We start from the raw sequence: 19,211 nt of genomic DNA, 5'->3' as shown, positions 1-19,211 counted from the left end.
CCGCAGAACGGCGGGTGCGCGACGTGGGGCTGGTGCTGGTGGCGGCCCGGGGGCCGGTGCGGACGTCATGATCCCCGGCACAGCAGCAGGCGTCCGCCGGATCGGGCTGCGGCGCCCAGCGCGTCGGCGGGCCCTGGACGTGACACCCGGCAGCGCGTCGGCGGTGACACCCGGCCGCCGCACGGCGGGCGGCCGAGGCCGCTCGCGCACCCCGGCCCACGAGGTCCGAAGACCCCCTGACCTTGGTGCCTTTGGGCTGGTCGGAGCATGCCCTACGCCTCTGCTCCCGGAGAGCCGCGCACGGGAACGTGGAAGCGTCAGGCCCCGGAGCAAGGACGGGACCGGTAGCGAACTGGGAACCAACATGAGATCGCCTGCCACCCACGAAGCGCGGACCGCACCCACGGACGCGACGTACGACCCGGCGCAGTACCGCCCAGGCAGGACCATCACCGACTGGGAGCCGGAGAACGAACTCTTCTGGAAGTCCATCGGCAAGAAGGTCGCCTCCCGCAACCTGTGGATCGCCGTCCCCGCACTCCTGGTCGCGTTCGTCGTCTGGCAGGTGTGGTCGGTCACCGCGACCAACCTCAAGGACGTCGGCTTCGGCTTCTCCACCTCGCAGCTGTTCTGGCTGACGGCGATCCCCGGCATCACCGGCGGCACGGCGCGCGTCTTCTACACCTTCCTCGGCCCGATGATCGGCCAGCGCCGCTTCACCGCGCTCTCCACGATCGTCCTGGTCATCCCGCTGATCTGGCTGGGCATCGCGGTCCAGGACCCGAACACCTCGTACGGCGTGATGGTCGCCATCGCGGCCCTGTGCGGTGTCGGCGGCGCGAACTTCGCCTCGTCCCTCGCCAACATCGGCTTCTTCTTCCCCAAGCGCGACAAGGGCAACGCCACCGGCATCAACGGCGGGCTCGGCAACCTCGGTGTCTCCGTCGTCCAGCTGGTCACCCCGATCGTCATCACCAGCTCGGTCCTCGCGGTCGGCTCGGCCCAGCACAAGGCCGACGGCACTCCCGTGTGGCTGCAGAACGCCGCGTTCCTGTGGGTGCCGGTCCTGGTGGTCCTTGCCGCCGTCGCGTGGTTCGGCCAGAACGACCTGAAGGTCGCGTCGACCCCCTTCAGCCAGCAGAAGATCATCTTCAAGCGCAAGCACAACTGGCTGATGACCTGGCTCTACGTCGGCACATTCGGGTCCTTCATCGGCTTCGCGGCGGCTCTGCCGATGCTCATCAAGACCACCTTCACACCGATCGACGCGGCCTACTCCGCGGCCACCTACGCCTGGATGGGCCCGGCCGTGGGCGCGCTCGCCCGCTGGGCAGGCGGCTGGATCGCCGACAAGATCGGCGGCGCCAGGGTCACCATCATCTCGTTCGTCGGCATGGCGCTCTCGATCATCGGCGTCATCAACTTCCTGCCCTCCGGCGGCGACAGCGGCAACTTCTGGGGCTTCCTCGTCTGCTTCCTGTTCGCGTTCTTCTTCTCGGGCATCGGCAACGGCTCGACGTTCCGCCAGATCCCGGTGATCTTCCGCGCCCAGCACCTGAAGGGCCTGACGGAAGGCACGCCCGCCTACACGAAGGCGCTGAAGCAGTCCGAGATGGAGGCGGGCGCCGTCACCGGCTTCACCTCCGCCATCGCGGCGTACGGCTTCTTCTTCATCCCCGCGATGTTCGCCAACTTCGCGGTGACCAGCGCGATGTGGGGCTTCGTGGCCTTCTACGTCAGCTGTATCGCGGTCTGCTGGTGGTTCTACGCCCGCAAGGGCGCGGAGTCCCCGAGCTGACGCCTTGAGCGGCGTCGGCGGAGCGGGCCGGGTGTGGGAGCACCCGGCCCCTTCGCATGCCCTGAATCCATGCGACGACATCCCGTACCACGAGATGTCCGGGAAATTCTTGTGAATGTGTTCACAAGCGAACTTAGGTCCAAAGTCCCGATGAAAACAGCAGGTCAGGGTGGGTGAGTTGAGCCGGGGGAGCGGAGAGAGGGGACCTCGGGCCCGGAAGTGGGGACCATTGCGGAGCCGCTGGACGATCGAACCGGAGTGCAATGGACGCATAGCGAAAAGGCGACTCGGAAGGTGCCGGCGATGACTGCCACTCCCGCGGAAACGACAGTGCACGGCGAGGCATGGGACGGCTTCAAGGGCGGTCTGTGGCGCGATGCCATCGACGTCCGCGACTTCGTGCAGCAGAACTACACCCCGTACGAGGGCGACGACTCCTTCCTGGCCGGCGCGACCGAACGCACCACCCAGGTCTGGCAGAAGCTCCTGGCGATGTTCCCGGCGGAGAACGAACGCGGCATCTACGACGTCGACGTGAAGACCCCCTCCCGCATCGACGCCTTCAAGCCCGGCTACATCGACGACGACCGCGACCTCATCGTCGGCCTGCAGACCGACGCCCCGCTGCGCCGCGCCATCATGCCCAACGGCGGCTGGCGCATGGTCGAGAGCGCACTCAACGCCTACGGCTACGAGGCCGACCCCGAGGTCAAGGAGGTCTACACGCACCTCCGCAAGACCCACAACGAAGGTGTCTTCGACGCCTACACGCCCGAGATCCGCGCCTGCCGCTCCTCCGGCATCATCACCGGCCTGCCCGACGCCTACGGCCGGGGCCGCATCATCGGCGACTACCGCCGCGTCGCCCTCTACGGAGTCGACCGCCTCATCGCCGAGAAGGAGGCGGGCAAGGCGGTCCTCGGCGAGGAGTGGGCCACCGAGGACGTCATCCGCGCCCGCGAGGAGACCTCCGAGCAGATCAAGGCCCTGGGCGAACTGAAGGCCATGGCGATGTCGTACGGCTACGACATCTCGGCGCCCGCCACCACCGGCCGCGAGGCCGTCCAGTGGCTGTACTTCGCCTACCTGGCCGCCGTGAAGGAGCAGAACGGCGCGGCCATGTCGATCGGCCGCATCGACAACTTCCTCGACATCTACCTCCAGCGCGACATCGAGTCCGGCCGCATCACCGAGGCCCAGGCCCAGGAGTACATCGACGACTTCGTCATCAAGCTCCGCATCGTCCGCTTCCTGCGCACCCCCGAGTACAACGAAGGCTTCTCCGGCGACCCGACCTGGGTCACCTGGTCGATGGCCGGCATCGGCGAGGACGGCCGCCCGCTGGTCTCCCGCACCACGTTCCGTGCCCTGCAGACCCTCTACAACCTGGGCCCGGCCCCCGAGCCGAACCTCACCGTCTTCTGGGCGCGGGAACTGCCCAAGGGCTTCAAGGACTTCGCCGCCAAGGTCGCCATCGACACCTCGGCCATCCAGTTCGAGTCCGACGACCTGATGCGCCCCAAGTACGGCGACGACACCGCGATCGCCTGCTGCGTCTCCGCGATGGCCGTCGGCAAGCAGATGCAGTTCTTCGGAGCCCGCGTCAACGTCGCCAAGGCCCTGCTCTACGCGATCAACGGCGGCCGCGACGAGAAGACCGGCAAGCGCGTCGTCGAGGGCTTCGAGCCCATCGAGGGCGACTACCTCGACTACGACACCGTCGCCGAGCGCTACGACGCGATGCTCGGCTGGCTCGGCAAGACGTACGTCCACGCGCTGAACGTCATCCACTACATGCACGACAAGTACGCCTACGAGCGCATCGAGATGGCGCTGCACGACCAGGAGATCCTGCGCACGATGGCGTGCGGCATCGCGGGCCTCTCGGTCGCCGCCGACTCGCTCTCGGCCATCAAGCACGCCAAGGTCAAGGTCGTCCGTGACGAGACGGGCCTGGCCGTCGACTACGAGATCGAGGGCGACTACCCCGCCTACGGCAACAACGACGAGCGGGCCGACCACATCGCCCAGCGGATCGTCTCGGACTTCATGGGCAAGATCAGGCAGCACCCGACCTACCGCAACGCCGTGCACACCCAGTCCGTCCTGACGATCACCTCGAACGTCGTCTACGGCAAGAAGACCGGCAACACCCCCGACGGCCGCCGCGCGGGCGAGCCGTTCGCCCCCGGCGCCAACCCGATGAACGGCCGTGACGAGCACGGCTACATCGCCTCGGCGCTCTCGGTCGCCAAGCTCGACTACGACGACGCCGAGGACGGCATCTCGCTCACCAACACCATCACGCCGGACGCCCTGGGCCGCACCCCCGGCGAGCGGATCCAGAACCTCTCCGGAGTCCTCGACGGCTTCATGGCCAGCGACGGCTTCCACATGAACGTCAACGTCCTCGACAAGGCGACCCTGGAGGACGCCATGGAGCACCCGGAGAACTACCCGCAGCTGACCATCCGGGTCTCGGGCTACGCGGTCAACTTCATCCGCCTGACCCGCGACCAGCAGCTCGACGTCATCAACCGCACCTTCCACGGCTCGCTCTGAGCCACCGGCTTTCGCTGAGCCACCGGCTCCCCACGAGCCACCCCTGATCCGCGGCCCCGGAGCCGGACCCTCACTCCGGCTCCGGGTGCCGCGAACACCACGTCCTGCCAGTAGTTCGGGAGTTCTGCCATGGCTGTCCTGCTCGACACGGCGACACCGGCGAATCCGGCGACATCGGCGAATCCGGCGACACCGGAGACCCCGGCGGCGGCGGTCACCCGGCGCCCCGTCACCGGGTCCATCCACTCCTGGGACCTGTCCACCGGCGTCGACGGTCCCGGCACCCGCTTCGTCACGTTCCTCTCGGGCTGCCCGCTGACCTGCCTGTACTGCCACAACCCCGACACCTGGCGGATGCGCGACGGCAAGCGGACCACCGCCGACGACGTGATCACGGAGGCCGCCAAGTACACCAAGTTCATCTCGGCGGCGGGCGGCGGGGCCACGGTCAGCGGCGGCGAACCCCTCCTGCAGCCCGTCTTCACCGGCGAGCTGCTGCACCGCCTCAAGCACGAGCTGGGCCTGCACACCGCCCTCGACACGTCCGGCTTCCTCGGCGTGCGCGCCACCGACGCGCTGCTCCGCGACGTCGACCTCGTGCTCCTCGACATCAAGTCCTGGGACCGCGAGACGTACAAGAAGGTCACCGGTCGCCCCCTGCGGCCCACCGTCGACTTCGCCCACCGCCTCGCCGACCTGGGCAAGGACGTCTGGGTGCGCTTCGTCCTCGTCCCCGGCCTGACCGACGACCCGGAGAACATCGCGGGCGTCGCCCGCTTCGCCGCCTCGCTCGGCAACGTCTCGCGCGTTGACGTGCTGCCCTTCCACAAGCTGGGCGAGGCGAAGTGGGACGCCCTCGGCAAGGACTTCACCCTGCGCGACACCCCCTCGCCCACCCCCGGACAGGTGGCCGCCGCCAAAGAGATCTTCGCAGCTCAGGGACTGCTGGCCGTCTGACGGACGCCGCGGCGCCCCACGGACGTACCCTGGAGACATGAGCACCGCCCCTGCCCCCGAACCGCGCGATCCGAAGGAATCGGAGACCCCGGAGGGCTCCACGGCGCCGAAGAAGCCGAAGAGCGCCCTGGTCTTCGACGACCCCCTGTCGCAGCAGTCTTCGGACGACACGGACCGCGGGTGGGGCGAGCGGCCTCCGGTCGGCGGCGACAGCGCCGCCGACCTGGCGCGCTTCCTCGACGAGAAGCCGCCCCACCACCTCTGAGCCCGCTCTACCGCCCGTCGGGCCCAGGGCTCTGCGGCGCGTCGGGCCCCGATGCCGAGCCCGGGCCCGTGCCCGTGCCGCGCTGCTGGGCCACGAGGGCGTCGCGGATCTCCTTGAGGACCTCCAGCTCCGACAGTTCGAGGACCTCCTGCGTCCCCTCCTTGGCGGCCTTCCGCGCGGCCTGCCTCGCCAGGTACTTGGCCATGGGCAGCACCATCAGGAAGTACACGACGGCCGCCGTGATCACGAAGCTGAGGGTCGCGCTGAGGACCGTGCCCCACATGATCGGGATGCCGCTGGTGACCTCCCCCGCGTCGTTCATCTGGCACGGAGACTTCAGGCACGAGCTGTAGTGGTCGAGATCCTTCGTCCCGAAGGCGCCGACCAGCGGGTTGATGACACCCTTCACCACGGAGTTCACGATGTTCGTGAACGCGGCTCCGATGACCACCGCGACCGCCAGGTCGATGACATTGCCGCGCATCAGGAAGGCCTTGAAGCCCTCCCAGAGACTCGGGTCGTTCTTCTCGCTCACCAAAAGGCCCTTCGTTGCAAGTGCAGGTTGTGAAACAGACAGCTTCGCAACCTACGGCAGGCCCTGGTAGGACTGTCCAATTGGGTAGCTCGAATGAGCGACTTGACAGGAAGTCAGTGCAGTTGCACACGTCATGAATCAGCACAGCGTCACCGCCAGGCGCATGCTCGCACCGGCCCCGGCGAGCCGTGCCGCCGTCGCCCGCGGCACGGAGAGGACCACCAACGCCCCTGCTTCGGCGGCGCTTTCGGCCGCGCCCTCCCGGGGCTCGGGCACCTCGGTCACCCTGGCCCCGGCAGCCACCACCCGTGAAGCGGAGCCGTCGGCGGCGACGACGTCGACCCGATCGCCCCGGTGCAGCAGGCGCACCGTCTCCGCGTCCGCGATCCGCACGGGCGCCGTCACCCAGCGGGCGACACGGTCCGGCTGCCGCGAGGGGGAGGCGGCCGTCGGGTGCCCCTGCGGCGACGCCCGCTCGGCATCGCGCGGCCCGGCGGCCACGAGCGCCGCCGCCGTCACCGCGAGCCCCGCGGCCACGGCCCGCCGTCTGTGCCGCAGCAGCCTTCGCAGGCGGCGGTGCCCGCCGCTCACCCGCACCGGGGAGAAATGCGGCACGGGGCACGGCGGGGGAGGAGAAGGGGAGGAGATGTCTGGGGGAACATGCGCCACGACGGCCACCACCTGCGGAGAGTTCGAGAGAGCTGAGGACTTGCCTTCCGCTCCCACGATGCGCCGCCGCGCAGAATCCCGCTGAGCCCCGTGCGCTACTCGCGGGTTGTGGACAACTCCCTCACCCGAAGGTGAAGTTCCGGCCCCGCACGCCTCCGCACGCCCCCGCCCGCCGGACCCCTCACGGCAGCCGAATCCCCGTATCCATCCCGCCCAGCGCCCCCGCACACAGGCAGTCCCGCTCGCCCTCCGCCGGCAGCCCCGCCACCGCGTCGAACAGCACCGTCCGCAGCCGGTCCACATTCGCCGCGAACACCTGGAGCACCTCTTCGTGCGAGACGCCCTCGCCGCTCTCCGCGCCCGCGTCCAGATCCGTGACCAGCGTCAACGACGTGTAGCAGAGCTCCAGTTCACGGGCGAGCACGGCCTCGGGATGCCCGGTCATGCCGACCACCGACCAGCCCTGCGCCGCGTGCCAGAGCGATTCGGCGCGGGTCGAGAACCGCGGCCCCTCGATCACCACGAGCGTCCCGCCGTCCACCGCCTCCCACTCCCGCCCGCGGGCGGCCTTCAGTGCGGCGCCGCGCCCGACGGGGCAGTACGGGTCGGCCAACGACACGTGCACGACGTTCGGAATGCTCCCGTCCGGCAGCGGTACCCCGTCGAAGTACGTCTGCGTACGCGTCTTCGTGCGGTCCACGAGCTGATCGGGCACCAGCAGCGTCCCGGGCCCGAACTCGGGCCGCAGCCCGCCCACCGCACACGGGCCGAGCACCTGCCGTACGCCCACGGAGCGCAACGCCCACAGATTGGCGCGGTAGTTGATGCGATGCGGCGGCAGATGGTGTCCGCGGCCGTGCCGGGGCAGGAACGCGACCCGTCGACCGGCGATGTCACCGAGGAAGAGGGAGTCGCTCGGCGCTCCGTAGGGGGTGTCGACCTGGAGCTCGGTCACGTCGTCGAGGAAGGAGTAGAAGCCGGAGCCGCCGATGACACCGATATCGGCCCGCATCGCGTCCGCCGTGTTCACCATGTCGGGATTCACCATGCCGAGCACAGTAGCCGGGCGCGGGAACGCCGAGGTCCCCGCTGTCGGAGGACAGCGGGGACCTGGAAGAACGACGTGCGCGGAGCGCTGTGGCCTAGGCGGCCGACGAGCTGGAAGAGCTGGACGAACCGGCCGACGAACCCGAGGACGAGCCGGACGACTTCGAGTCCGAGCCCGAGGAGCCCGAGGAGGACGAAGAAGCGCCCGCGGAGGACTTGGAGTCCGACGGCTTGGAGTCCGAGGACTTCGACGCGTTCGCCGTCGACGGCGTGCTGCTCGACGACGAGCCGCGGCTGTCGTTGCGGTAGAACCCGGAGCCCTTGAAGACGATGCCGACCGCCGAGAACACCTTCTTGAGGCGTCCGTCGCAGCTGGGGCACACGGTCAGGGCGTCATCGGTGAACTTCTGCACCGCCTCGAGGCCCTCGCCGCATTCGGTGCACTGGTACTGGTACGTCGGCACTTGCTTCCTCCTGGCACTCTCACTCGATGAGTGCTAACGACGGTCCATAGTGACGTATTCCGCGTGATCAGTCCACCGTGACCGGCTCGCGGTGACCGACGCCACGTGCCACGGTGCGCCCGACGGACCGCGGAACGAGCCGCGAGCGCAGGGTCACGAGCACCGCGAGCGCCAGTGCCGTACCGCCCAGCGGCACCAGGAATCCGGCGCCGTCCCAGAAGTGGTCCTCCAGCTGACCCGCGACCGTGACGGCAGCGGCCTGGCCGAGCGCGACGGCGCCGGTGAGCCAGGTGAACGCCTCGGTCCGCCCGGACGGGTCCACGAGCTTGTCCACCAGCGTGTAGCCGGTGATCAGGGCGGGCGCGATGCAGACGCCGACCAGCAGGCCGAGTCCGGCGAGCAGCACCACGGAGTGCGCGGCCCAGAGGCCGGAGGCCATCAGGGTCAGTGCCGCGTAGCCGACCAGGAGCCGCCGCTGCGGGGCGATCTTCCAGGCGATGGCGCCGCAGACGAGACCGGAGAGCATGTTGCCCGCCGCGAACGTGCCGTACAGGACGCCGTTCAGGCCGGGTTCGCCGATGGACTCGGTGAAGGCCGCCAGGGAGACCTGCATGCCGCCGAAGACGGCGCCGATGCCCAGGAAGGTCACGATCAGCACGCGCACACCGGGGATCCGCAGCGCGGAGACGTGCTCCACGCGCGCGTGCTCCTCGCGGGTGGCGGGCTTGGGCTGGGTGCTCTTCTGCGCGGCGAACAGCAGGCCGCCCACCAGCGTGAGCCCGGCCTCCGTGAAGAGTCCGGCCGCCGGGTCGATGGTCGTGCACAGCGCGGTCGCGAAGAGCGGACCCAGGACGAATGTCAGCTCGTCCGTGACCGACTCGAAGGCGGCCGCCGTGCCCGCCAGCGGGGAGTCCTGGAGCTTGACGCCCCAGCGGGCCCGCACCATGGGGCTGATCTGCGGCTGTGAGGCACCGGTGGGCACCGCCGCGACGAAGAGCGCCCACAAGGGGGCGTCGGAGAGCGCGAGGACCGTCAGGGAGAGCACCGACACCGTGTGGATGAGCACGCCCGGCACCAGGACGGCCCGCTGGCCGAACCGGTCGGCGAGTTTGCCGCCGAAGGGGGCGAACACCGCCATGGAGACACCGGTGACGGCCGACACGGCGCCGGCGACGCCGTACGAGCCGGTGGTGTGCTGCACGAGCAGCACGATGGAGATGGTCAGCATCGCGAAGGGCTGTCGCGCCGCGAAGCCGGGCAGGAGAAACGTCCAGGCGCCGCGGGTGCGCAGCAGCTGTCCGTATCCCGGGCGGGAGGTGACCGTGGATGCCACGGCCCGTGCCTTTCTGCCGCCTGGTAGCGCGGCCCCCCTTTTTTTCAGGGCGGCGGCGCCGAGAGCTGTCCTCTTGCGCGGGACTGCGGTAGATGCCGGTTGCCCACTGCGAGGACACGCGGCCGCCATACGGTCGGCGCCAGCTCTGCTTCAGACAGAGTTGGTTCGATCAGTTGGTACAGAAGAAGTGTGCCTTCACCGTACAGGGAATGGTGGCATCAGACCTGTGAATACGGAGAATGAGGCACCCATCACCTGCGATTACCTCGCCCCTCCGGCTCCTGACCAGCGGTTCCCAGCCATCCGGCCAGTTTTCCGCCCTGTCCGACGGCCCGCAGTCGCTTCTCCGCCGCGTCCCGCACCGGGTCGGTCGCGACGACCAGGAGCTCGTCCCCGCGTTGCAGCACGGTCGTGGGCTGCGGAACGAAAGATTCGCCGTTGCGAACGACGAGGGTGACCGCGGCCCCCGCGGGCATCCGCAGTTCGCCCACCTCGACGCCGTGCATCCGCGATCCCTTCGGGATCGCCACGGAGAGCAGGTGTCCGCGCAGCCGCTCCAGGGGCGCCGATTCGATGCCCAGGTCGGCGGCGCCCGAAGAGTCGCCAAGGCGCAGCTTCCTGGCCAGCCACGGCAGCGTAGGACCCTGGATGAGGGTGTAGACGACGACCAGGACGAAGACGATGTTGAAGATCCGCTGGCTGTCGTCGACGCCGTTCACCATCGGGATCGTGGCCAGGATGATGGGCACGGCTCCGCGCAGTCCCGCCCAGGACATCAGGGCCTTCTCCTGCCAGGGCATGCGGAACGGCAGCAGGCTGATGACGACCCCCAGGGGTCTGGCCACCATGGTCAGGATCAAGCCGATGATGATCGCCGGCCACATGTCGTCCAGCAGGTCGTGCGGGGTGACCAGGAGGCCGAGCAGGACGAACATGCCGATCTGCGCGATCCAGCCGAGCCCTTCGGCGAAGCCGCGGGTGGCCGGCCAGTGCGGCAGCTTCGCGTTGCCCAGGACCATCGCCGCGAGGTAGACGGCGAGGAATCCACTGCCGTGCGCCATGGCTCCGGCCGCGTAGGCGGCGACCGCGATGGCCATCACGGCGATGGGGTAGAGGCCGGACGCGGGCAGTGCCACGTGCCGCAGCCCGAAGGCGCCGAGCCAGCCCACCGCGATGCCGATCGCGGCACCGATCGCCAGCTCCAGGGCGATCTCGCCGAGCAGGATGTACCAGTGCTCCACGGGCCCCGCCGTGGAGAAGGCCACGACCAGGATCACCACAGGGGCGTCGTTGAACCCCGACTCCGCTTCCAGGATGCCCGTCACGCGTGAGGGCAGCGGCACCTTGCGCAGCACGGAGAAGACCGCCGCCGCGTCCGTCGAGGAGACCACCGCGCCGATGATGAGCGCTTGGCGCCACTCCAGGCCGACCAGGTAATGGGCACCGGCGGCCGTCACGCCGACGCTCACCGCGATGCCGGCGAGCGACAGGACGGCGGCTGCGGGCAGCGCGGGTTTGATCTCTTTCCACTTCGTGCCCAGGCCGCCCTCGGCCAGGATCACGACGAGCGCCGCATAGCCGATGACCTGCGTCAATTCGGCATTGTTGAAGGTGACGTTGCCGATGCCGTCCTGGCCCATGGCGATGCCGATGCCCAGGTACAGGAGCAGGCTGGGGAGCCCACTGCGCGACGAGATGCGGACCGCCGCGACCGCGACGAGCAGGACGAGCGAGCAGATGAGCAGAAGCTGGTTGAGGTCGTGGACAGTCAGGGGCCGTTCCTTCCTCCGCGCGAGCCAAGTACTTCGTTACCTTACCTAATTGTTAACGCTTCCTTGACGCCTTCGAACACCCATACGATGCGTCGCGATGTACGTTCCTGACTCCGCGTCCGGGGCCGCAGTGCCCTGCGCCTATGGTTGCTCCAGCGCTCCCACCACCGCCCAGCCAGCCCTGCCGCTCGCGTAAGGACAGCAAGGACAGCGATGCCCTCGAATACCACCGCCTCTTCCGGTCATAAGTCCGGCAAGAAGAAGGGGCGCCGAGCCCGCCTCCTCGTGATCGTCCTGGTCCTGGCCATCGTGGCGGGCATCGGTTACGGCGCGTACTGGAGCGTCAGCACGGTGCGGGCCTCCTTCCCGCAGACCAAGGGGACGATCAAGCTCGACGGCCTCTCCGGCCCCGTCGACGTGAAGCGTGACGGCAACGGCATCCCGCAGATCTATGCCGAGTCCGACGCCGACCTGTTCATCGCCCAGGGCTTCGTCCAGGCGCAGGACCGCTTCTGGGAGATGGACGTACGTCGCCACATGACCTCCGGTCGCCTCTCCGAGATGTTCGGCAAGGGCCAAGTAAAGACCGATGAGTTCCTGCGGACGCTCGGTTGGCACCGTGTGGCGCAGAAGGAGTACGACACCAAGCTCTCGCCCGCGACGAAGAAGTACCTCCAGGCGTACTCCAAGGGAGTCAACGCCTACCTGAAGGACAAGAGCGGCAAGGACATCTCCCTGGAGTACGCCGCCCTTGGCTTCACCAACGACTACGAGCCCCAGGAGTGGACCCCCGTCGACTCCGTGGCGTGGCTCAAGGCCATGGCCTGGGACCTGCGCGGCAACATGCAGGACGAGATCGACCGCTCCTTGATGACCAGTCGCCTCGGCCCGTCCCAGATCAAGGACCTGTACCCGCAGTACCCGTACGACCGGAACAAGCCCATCGTCCAGGAAGGCGCCTACAACAGCGTCACCAAGGAGTACGAGGGCAAGGGCAGCAGTACGGGCAGCCAGTCGCAGACCGGCGGCGCGGCGGGCACCGGCCTCGCGGGCAACACCGAGGCCCCGGGAGGGCTGCAGTCCCAGCTGTCGGGCCTCTCCGACATCCTGGACAGCGTCCCGGACGCGGGCCTGGGTCCGAACGGCAACGGCATCGGATCCAATTCCTGGGTCGTCTCCGGAGACCACACGATCTCCGGGAAGCCGCTGCTCGCCAATGACCCGCACCTGTCACCGCAGCTGCCGTCCGTCTGGTACCAGATGGGCCTGCACTGCCGGACGGTCTCCAAGGACTGCCAGTACGACGTCTCCGGCTACACCTTCGCCGGGATGCCCGGTGTGGTCATCGGCCACAACCAGGACATCGCCTGGGGCATGACGAACCTCGGTGCCGACGTCACGGACCTCTACCTCGAGAAGTTCGCGGGCGACGGCTACGAGTACGACAACAAGGTGCTGCCCTTCAAGTCGCGCGTGGAGACCATCAAGGTCGCGGGCGGCAAGTCCAAGAAGATCACCGTCAGAGAGACCGGCAACGGACCCCTGCTGTCCGACCGTGACGACGAACTGGTGAAGGTCGGCAAGAAGGCCACCGTCGACAGCGCCGCCCCCGACCGGGGCGACGGCTACGGAGTCTCGCTGCGCTGGACCGCGCTGAAGCCGGGCAGGTCGATGGACGCGGTCTTCGAGCTCAACAAGGCGAAGGACTTCTCGGGGTTCCGCAAGGCGGCCGCTTCTTTTGAAGTGCCCTCGCAGAACCTGATCTACGCGGACACCAAGGGCCACATCGGCTACCAGGCGCCGGGCAAGATCCCGGTCCGCGGCAAGGGCGACGGCGCGCTCCCCGCGCCCGGCTGGGACTCCGACTACCGCTGGACCGGCTACATCCCGCAGTCCGCGCTGCCCTACGAGTACGACCCCAAGCGCGGCTACATCGTGACCGCGAACCAGGCCGTCATCGGCAAGGAGTACCCGTACAAGCTCACGTCGGACTGGGGCTACGGGGCACGCAGCCAGCGCATCACCGATCTGATCCAGTCGAAGATCAAGAACGGTGGGAAGGTCTCCACCGAGGACATGCGCACGATGCAGATGGACAACAGCAGCGAGATCGCCAAGGTCCTCGTGCCCAAGCTGCTCAAGATCGACGTCAAGGACAGCTACGTCCGTGAGGCGCAGAAGCTCCTCGAGGGCTGGGACTACACCCAGGATCCCGACTCGGCGGCAGCGGCGTACTTCAACTCGGTCTGGCGCAACATCCTCAAGCTCTCCATCGGCAACAAGCTGCCCAAGGAGCTGCGGGTCAAGGGCCAGTGCCTGAACGTCGAGCCGGCCGGGAACACGGGTCCGGCCGACGAGGCCGAGCCGGTGCGCGAGTGCGGCCAGCGGGACGCGGAGTCCGCGCAGCCCGACGGCGGCGACCGCTACTACGAAGTGATCCGGTCGATCCTCGACGACGAGGACAACGACTGGTGGAAGTCGCCCAAGACCCGCACGGACGCCGAGACCAAGACCCGTGACCAGCTGTTCGGCCGGGCGATGGAGGACGCGCGCTGGGACCTGACGGCCAAGCTCGGCAAGGACGTCGACACCTGGAGCTGGGGCCGCCTGCACCGGCTGACCCTGAAGAACCAGACCCTGGGCGTCGAAGGCCCCGGCTGGCTCCAGTTCATGCTCAACCGCGGCCCGTTCAAGCTGGGCGGCGGCGAGGCGGCGGTCAACGCCACCGGCTGGAACGCGGCGGGCGGCTACGGAGTGCAGTGGGTGCCGTCGATGCGCATGGTGGTGAACCTCGACGACCTCGACAAGTCGAAGTGGATCAACCTCACCGGCGCTTCGGGGCACGCCTACAGCGCGCACTACACCGACCAGACGAGCAAGTGGGTCAAGGGCGAGCTGCTTCCGTGGTCCTTCTCCGAGAACGCCGTGAAGAAGAGCACGAACGACACCCTGGTGCTGCGGCCCTGAGCTGCCGCACGAGACAGTGAAAGGGCCCTCCACGCGCGCGTGGAGGGCCCTTTCGCGTACGGAGCGGGTCAGCGGAAGCGGCGTACTCCCGACGGCGTGACGACGGCGTGCACCGGCTTGTCGTGCGGCTCCTGGGGGAGGTGGGCGACGACCTCCGTGTCGTACAGGAGCACCACCAGGGCGGGATCGGCGCCGGCCCGGTCGAGCCGGGCGAGCACCCTGTCGTACGAACCGCCACCGCGCCCGAGCCGCATCCCGCGCTCGTCCACGGCCAGGCCCGGCAGCAGCACGGCGTCCGCCGCCAGGACGGCGTCGGGCCCCAGGCGCGCGCCTGAGGGCTCCAAGAGCTCGATCTTTCCCGGGTGTTGCACGCGGGTCAGCGAGCCCTCGCCCTCGTAGGCCGCCCAGTCCAGGTCGTTGTCCGCCAGGAGCACCGGCAGCAGGACCCGCGTCCCGCGCGCGTGCAGGGCGTCGAGGAGCGCCCGCGTCCCCGGTTCGCTGCCCACGGAGACGTACGCGGCGACCGTGCGCGCCCCGGCGAGCTCTTTCAGCTCCAATGCGCGGTCGGCGAGAACCGCGGCGGCCTTCTGCGCGTCATCCCTAGTCAACCGGCGTCTCACCGCGAGGAATTCTCCCCGCAACGTGCGCTTGGTTGGCTGGTCCGAGCCGGGTTCTTTCATGGTGCGCTCACAAACCCTTCCAGGTGCGCTCATATGAGAACAAAATGTCCGGAGACACAGATTCCGCACATACGCACCGGTTATGGTTACGGACATGACTGAGTCTCACCCCCCAAGGATCAGCAAGGCTGTCATTCCCGCAGCAGGCCTGGGCACCCGGTTCCTGCCGGCCACCAAGGCCACTCCCAAGGAGATGCTGCCAGTCGTCGACAAGCCGGCGATCCAGTACGTGGTCGAGGAGGCCGCCTCCGCCGGCCTGGACGACGTCCTCATGATCACGGGCCGCAACAAGCGCCCCCTGGAGGACCACTTCGACCGCAACTACGAGCTGGAGTCGGCCCTTCTGAAGAAGGGCGACGAGGCGAGACTCGCCAAGGTCCAGGAGTCCAGCGACCTCGCGACCATGCACTACGTACGCCAGGGCGACCCCAAGGGACTCGGTCACGCCGTCCTGTGCGCGGCCCCGCACGTCGGCAACGAACCGTTCGCCGTCCTCCTCGGCGACGACCTGATCGACCCGCGCGACCCGCTCCTCGCCCGCATGGTCGAGGTCCAGGAGCGGCACGGCGGCAGCGTCATCGCCCTCATGGAGGTGGCCCCGGAGCAGATCCACCTCTACGGCTGCGCGGCGGTCGACGCCACGGACGAGGGCGACGTCGTCAAGGTGACCGGCCTGGTCGAGAAGCCCGACGCGGCGGACGCCCCCAGCAACTACGCCATCATCGGCCGGTACGTCCTGGACCCCCATGTCTTCGACATACTGCGCAAGACCGAGCCGGGCCGCGGCGGCGAGATCCAGCTCACCGACGCCCTCCAGCAGCTCGCCGTCGACGAGAAGGTCGGCGGCCCCGTGCACGGCGTCGTCTTCAAGGGCCGCCGCTATGACACCGGCGACCGCGGCGACTATCTGCGTGCCATTGTCAGACTCGCGTGCGAACGTGAAGACCTGGGCCCGGACTTCCAGGCCTGGCTTCGCAGTTACGTGTCCGAGGAGATGTAGCACTTTGAGCAGCAGCGCGACGACCGAAGTCACCGGCCAGGAACACGTCTGGTCGGTGAGCGAGCACCTGGACGACATCCTCGGAACCGTCCGCCCCCTGGAGCCCATCGAGCTCCAACTCCTCGACGCCCAGGGCTGCGTCCTCGTCGAGGACGTCACGGTGCCCGTCTCGCTGCCGCCCTTCGACAACAGCTCCATGGACGGCTATGCCGTCCGGGTCGCCGACATCGCGGGCGCGAGCGAGGAGTTCCCCGCCGTCCTGACGGTCATCGGTGACGTGGCGGCGGGCCAGGGCGAGCAGCCGGTCGTCGGCGCGGGCCAGGCCGCCCGCATCATGACCGGCGCCCCGCTGCCGCCCGGCGCCGAGGCCGTCGTCCCCGTGGAGTGGACCGACGGAGGCCTCGGCGAAGGCCCCGTCTCCGGGATGCGCGCGCACAGCGCCGCCCCCGAGGGAGCCTCCGGAGAGGTCCGCGTGCACCGCCCCGCCGAGGCACGCGCGCACGTGCGGGCGCGTGGCAGCGACGTCCAGGCCGGTGACCGCGCACTGACCGCGGGCACGGTCCTCGGCGCCCCGCAGATCGGCCTGCTCGCCGCGATCGGCCGCGGCACGGTCAAGGTGCGCCCGCGCCCCCGCGTGGTCGTCATGTCCACCGGCAGCGAACTGATCCAGCCCGGCGAGGAGTTGGCCAAGGGCCAGATCTACGACTCCAACAGCTTCGCCCTCACCGCCGCCGCCCGGGACGCCGGAGCGATCGCCTACCGCGTGGGCGCGGTCGCCGACGACGCCGAGACGCTGCGCTCCACCATCGAGGACCAGCTGATCCGCGCCGACCTCATCGTCACCACGGGCGGCGTCAGCGTCGGCGCGTACGACGTCGTGAAGGAAGCCCTCGCCTCCGTGGGGGACGAGGACGAGGACGGCAGCGGCATCGAGTTCCGCAAGCTCGCCATGCAGCCGGGCAAGCCCCAGGGCTTCGGCTCCATCGGCCCCGACCACACCCCGCTGCTCGCCCTGCCGGGCAACCCGGTGTCGTCGTACGTCTCCTTCGAGATCTTCGTACGACCCGCCGTGCGCGCCCTGATGGGCCTGCCGGACGTCCACCGGCCCACGGCACGCGCGGTGCTCAGCGCCGACAAGGCGCTGAGCTCGCCCGCGGGGAAGCGGCAGTTCCTGCGCGGGCAGTACGACGCCGACGCGGGCAGCGTGCGGCCCGTGGGCGGCGCGGGCTCCCACCTCGTCGCGGCTCTCGCGCACGCGGACGCGCTGATCGTGGTCCCGGAGGACACCACAGCGGTGGAGCCGGGCACCGACGTCGAAGTGGTCCTGCTCGGCTGAAAGGCACTCTCGCGCGGTACGGTGTCGCGCACATAGGCCCCCTTGCGCCGCACCGCGAGAGGGCCCGGACCGGGAGCGCCACAGCACATGAGTACGCAGCAGAGCCTGACGCACATCGACGAAGCGGGCGCCGCCCGCATGGTCGACGTATCCGCGAAGGACGTGACCGCGCGCACCGCCCGCGCCAGTGGCCGCGTCCTGGTCTCGCCCCGCGTGATCGAGCTGTTGCGCGGGGAAGGCGTCCCCAAGGGCGACGCCCTCGCCACCGCGCGGATCGCCGGCATCATGGGCGCCAAACGCACGCCCGACCTGATCCCGCTCTGTCACCCGCTGGCCGTCTCCGGGGTGAAACTCGACCTCTCCGTGGCCGACGACGCCGTCGAGATCCTCGCCACCGTGAAGACGACGGACCGTACGGGCGTCGAGATGGAGGCCCTCACCGCGGTGTCCGTCGCCGCCCTCACGGTGATCGACATGGTCAAGGCCGTCGACAAGGGCGCGGTCATCACGGACGTACGCGTCGAGGAGAAGACCGGCGGCAAGTCCGGGGACTGGAGCCGCGAAGGAGCCGGAGCATGACGGCCTACCGCGCGCTCGTCGTCACCGCCTCCAACCGCGCCGCCGCGGGCGTCTACGCCGACCGGGGCGGGCCGGTCATCGCCGACGCCCTTGCCGCGCTCGGCTTCGAGGTCGAAGGCCCCCGGGTCGTCCCCGACGGCGCCCCCGTCGAGCAGGCCCTGCGCGCCGGAGTCGACGCCGGATACGACGTGATCCTCACCACAGGCGGCACCGGCATCTCGCCCACCGACCGCACCCCCGAGGCCACCCGCGCCGTCATCGACCACGAAGTGCCGGGCATCCCGGAGGCTATTCGCGCCCACGGCAGACAGCAGGTGCCCACGGCCGCGCTCTCCCGGGGACTGGCCGGAGTCGCGGGGCGCACGCTCATCGTGAACCTGCCCGGCTCGACCGGCGGCGTACGGGACGGCCTGGCCGTCCTGGAGCCCCTGCTGACGCATGCCGTCGAGCAGCTCCGGGGCGGCGACCATCCCAGACCCCCTGGTGGTGCGAGCTGAACAGCCCTTCCTGGCCCGTCGAGCTGACGGACGGCGACGTCGCCCTCCGTCCGATAAAGATGCGCGACCAGCGGCCCTGGCGTGAGGTCAACCGGCGCAACCGGGACTGGCTGCGCCCCTGGGAGGCGACGATCCCGCCGCCCACGCCCAGCGGCCCGATCGTGCAGCGCCCGACGTACCGCCAGATGGTCCGGCATCTGCGCGCCGAGGCGCACGCCGGGCGCATGCTGCCCTTCGTGATCGAGTACCAGGGGCGTCTCGTCGGGCAGTTGACGGTCGCCGGGATCACCTGGGGATCGATGTGCTCGGGCCATGTCGGCTACTGGGTCGACCAGTCGGTCGCGGGCCGCGGCGTGATGCCGACCGCCGTCGCCCTCGCGGTGGACCATTGCTTCCGATCGGTCGGGCTGCACCGTATCGAGGTCTGTATTCGACCCGAGAACGGGCCGAGCCGCAGGGTCGTGGAGAAACTCGGATTCCGCGAGGAGGGGCTTCGTCCACGCTATCTCCACATCGACGGTGCCTGGCGCGACCATCTTGTCTTCGCGCTCACCGCGGAAGAGGTACCGGAAGGGTTGCTGCGGCGCTGGCACCAGGCACGACCCCGGAAGACCGCGTAAATAGAATAAGTGTTTGAAATTGATCGGTGATCGACCGTCTGGAGCCCCAGTTGGTCCCTCTAGGGCATTAATTTCACGGTCCCGGTGGCCTGTTGATCGCATCAGTCACAAAAAAAGTTCGAGATATCAG

The 19,211-nt window shown here is 69.2% G+C and carries 17 protein-coding genes; 10 read left to right on the top strand and 7 right to left on the bottom strand.

Annotation, left to right across the window (positions count from 1 at the left end; genetic code table 11):
• Positions 1–364 precede the first annotated feature (364 nt).
• The 4 genes from ACIGXX_RS32970 to ACIGXX_RS32955 all read left to right on the top strand — a co-directional run bounded on the left by ACIGXX_RS32970 (position 365) and on the right by ACIGXX_RS32955 (position 5,582).
• Entirely contained in the window at positions 365–1,798 is a 1,434-nt protein-coding gene (locus tag ACIGXX_RS32970) for a NarK family nitrate/nitrite MFS transporter (RefSeq protein WP_399981155.1), read from the top strand.
• 303 nt (positions 1,799–2,101) lie between these two features.
• A complete protein-coding gene (gene pflB, locus ACIGXX_RS32965) occupies positions 2,102–4,360 on the top strand; it encodes a formate C-acetyltransferase (protein WP_399981152.1) in 2,259 nt (752 codons plus the stop codon).
• Positions 4,361–4,489: 129 nt separating this feature from the next.
• The gene (gene pflA, locus ACIGXX_RS32960) at positions 4,490–5,317 is read left to right on the top strand and encodes a pyruvate formate-lyase-activating protein (protein WP_399981149.1); all 828 of its coding nucleotides are present in this window, start codon (positions 4,490–4,492) and stop codon (positions 5,315–5,317) included.
• 37 nt (positions 5,318–5,354) lie between these two features.
• On the top strand, positions 5,355–5,582 hold the full coding sequence (locus tag ACIGXX_RS32955) for a hypothetical protein (protein ID WP_266865892.1): 228 nt from the start codon (positions 5,355–5,357) through the stop codon (positions 5,580–5,582).
• A 7-nt stretch (positions 5,583–5,589) separates the two neighbouring features.
• Here the strand turns inward: ACIGXX_RS32955 and mscL are convergent, their stop codons facing one another.
• From mscL to ACIGXX_RS32925, 6 genes are all read right to left on the bottom strand, one after another.
• On the bottom strand, positions 5,590–6,117 hold the full coding sequence (gene mscL / locus ACIGXX_RS32950; RefSeq protein WP_399981146.1) for a large conductance mechanosensitive channel protein MscL: 528 nt from the start codon (positions 6,115–6,117) through the stop codon (positions 5,590–5,592).
• Between the two features lie 138 nt (positions 6,118–6,255).
• Entirely contained in the window at positions 6,256–6,732 is a 477-nt protein-coding gene (locus tag ACIGXX_RS32945) for a hypothetical protein (RefSeq protein ID WP_383819236.1), read from the bottom strand.
• Positions 6,733–6,967: 235 nt separating this feature from the next.
• The gene (locus tag ACIGXX_RS32940) at positions 6,968–7,834 is read right to left on the bottom strand and encodes an S-methyl-5'-thioadenosine phosphorylase (RefSeq protein ID WP_383819238.1); all 867 of its coding nucleotides are present in this window, start codon (positions 7,832–7,834) and stop codon (positions 6,968–6,970) included.
• Between the two features lie 94 nt (positions 7,835–7,928).
• Positions 7,929–8,297, bottom strand: coding sequence for an FmdB family zinc ribbon protein (locus ACIGXX_RS32935; RefSeq protein WP_351162864.1), 369 nt, complete (start codon positions 8,295–8,297; stop codon positions 7,929–7,931).
• A 67-nt stretch (positions 8,298–8,364) separates the two neighbouring features.
• Entirely contained in the window at positions 8,365–9,630 is a 1,266-nt protein-coding gene (locus ACIGXX_RS32930; RefSeq protein WP_351162866.1) for an MFS transporter, read from the bottom strand.
• Between the two features lie 251 nt (positions 9,631–9,881).
• Positions 9,882–11,402, bottom strand: coding sequence for a potassium/proton antiporter (locus tag ACIGXX_RS32925; protein ID WP_351163262.1), 1,521 nt, complete (start codon positions 11,400–11,402; stop codon positions 9,882–9,884).
• A 213-nt stretch (positions 11,403–11,615) separates the two neighbouring features.
• Here ACIGXX_RS32925 and ACIGXX_RS32920 point away from each other — a divergent pair, with 213 nt between their 5' ends.
• On the top strand, positions 11,616–14,369 hold the full coding sequence (locus ACIGXX_RS32920) for a penicillin acylase family protein (protein WP_399981139.1): 2,754 nt from the start codon (positions 11,616–11,618) through the stop codon (positions 14,367–14,369).
• A 68-nt stretch (positions 14,370–14,437) separates the two neighbouring features.
• Here ACIGXX_RS32920 and ACIGXX_RS32915 read toward each other — a convergent pair whose 3' ends face one another.
• Complete coding sequence (locus tag ACIGXX_RS32915) at positions 14,438–15,049, bottom strand: 5-formyltetrahydrofolate cyclo-ligase (protein WP_383819242.1); 612 nt, start codon at positions 15,047–15,049, stop codon at positions 14,438–14,440.
• Positions 15,050–15,143: 94 nt separating this feature from the next.
• On the opposite strand from ACIGXX_RS32915, the gene galU reads away from it, so the two are divergent.
• From galU to ACIGXX_RS32890, 5 genes are all read left to right on the top strand, one after another.
• Positions 15,144–16,049 carry a UTP--glucose-1-phosphate uridylyltransferase GalU gene (gene galU, locus ACIGXX_RS32910; protein ID WP_351162871.1) on the top strand — a complete coding sequence of 302 codons (906 nt, stop codon included), beginning with the start codon at positions 15,144–15,146 and terminating at the stop codon, positions 16,047–16,049.
• Between the two features lie 4 nt (positions 16,050–16,053).
• A complete protein-coding gene (glp, locus tag ACIGXX_RS32905) occupies positions 16,054–17,385 on the top strand; it encodes a gephyrin-like molybdotransferase Glp (protein ID WP_351162874.1) in 1,332 nt (443 codons plus the stop codon).
• An 87-nt stretch (positions 17,386–17,472) separates the two neighbouring features.
• Positions 17,473–17,964, top strand: coding sequence for a cyclic pyranopterin monophosphate synthase MoaC (gene moaC, locus ACIGXX_RS32900; protein WP_351162876.1), 492 nt, complete (start codon positions 17,473–17,475; stop codon positions 17,962–17,964).
• On the top strand, positions 17,961–18,461 hold the full coding sequence (locus tag ACIGXX_RS32895; protein ID WP_351162878.1) for a MogA/MoaB family molybdenum cofactor biosynthesis protein: 501 nt from the start codon (positions 17,961–17,963) through the stop codon (positions 18,459–18,461). The genes moaC and ACIGXX_RS32895 overlap by 4 nt, the downstream gene beginning before the upstream one ends.
• Positions 18,458–19,081, top strand: coding sequence for a GNAT family protein (locus tag ACIGXX_RS32890; protein WP_351163264.1), 624 nt, complete (start codon positions 18,458–18,460; stop codon positions 19,079–19,081). Before ACIGXX_RS32895 ends, ACIGXX_RS32890 begins: the two co-directional genes overlap by 4 nt.
• The last annotated feature ends 130 nt before the right edge of the window (positions 19,082–19,211 follow it).

Source organism: Streptomyces sp. NPDC055243, from assembly GCF_044544025.1.
In the GTDB taxonomy this organism is placed as follows: Bacteria; Actinomycetota; Actinomycetes; order Streptomycetales; family Streptomycetaceae; genus Streptomyces.
This window is presented reverse-complemented; position numbering and strand designations above follow the sequence as displayed.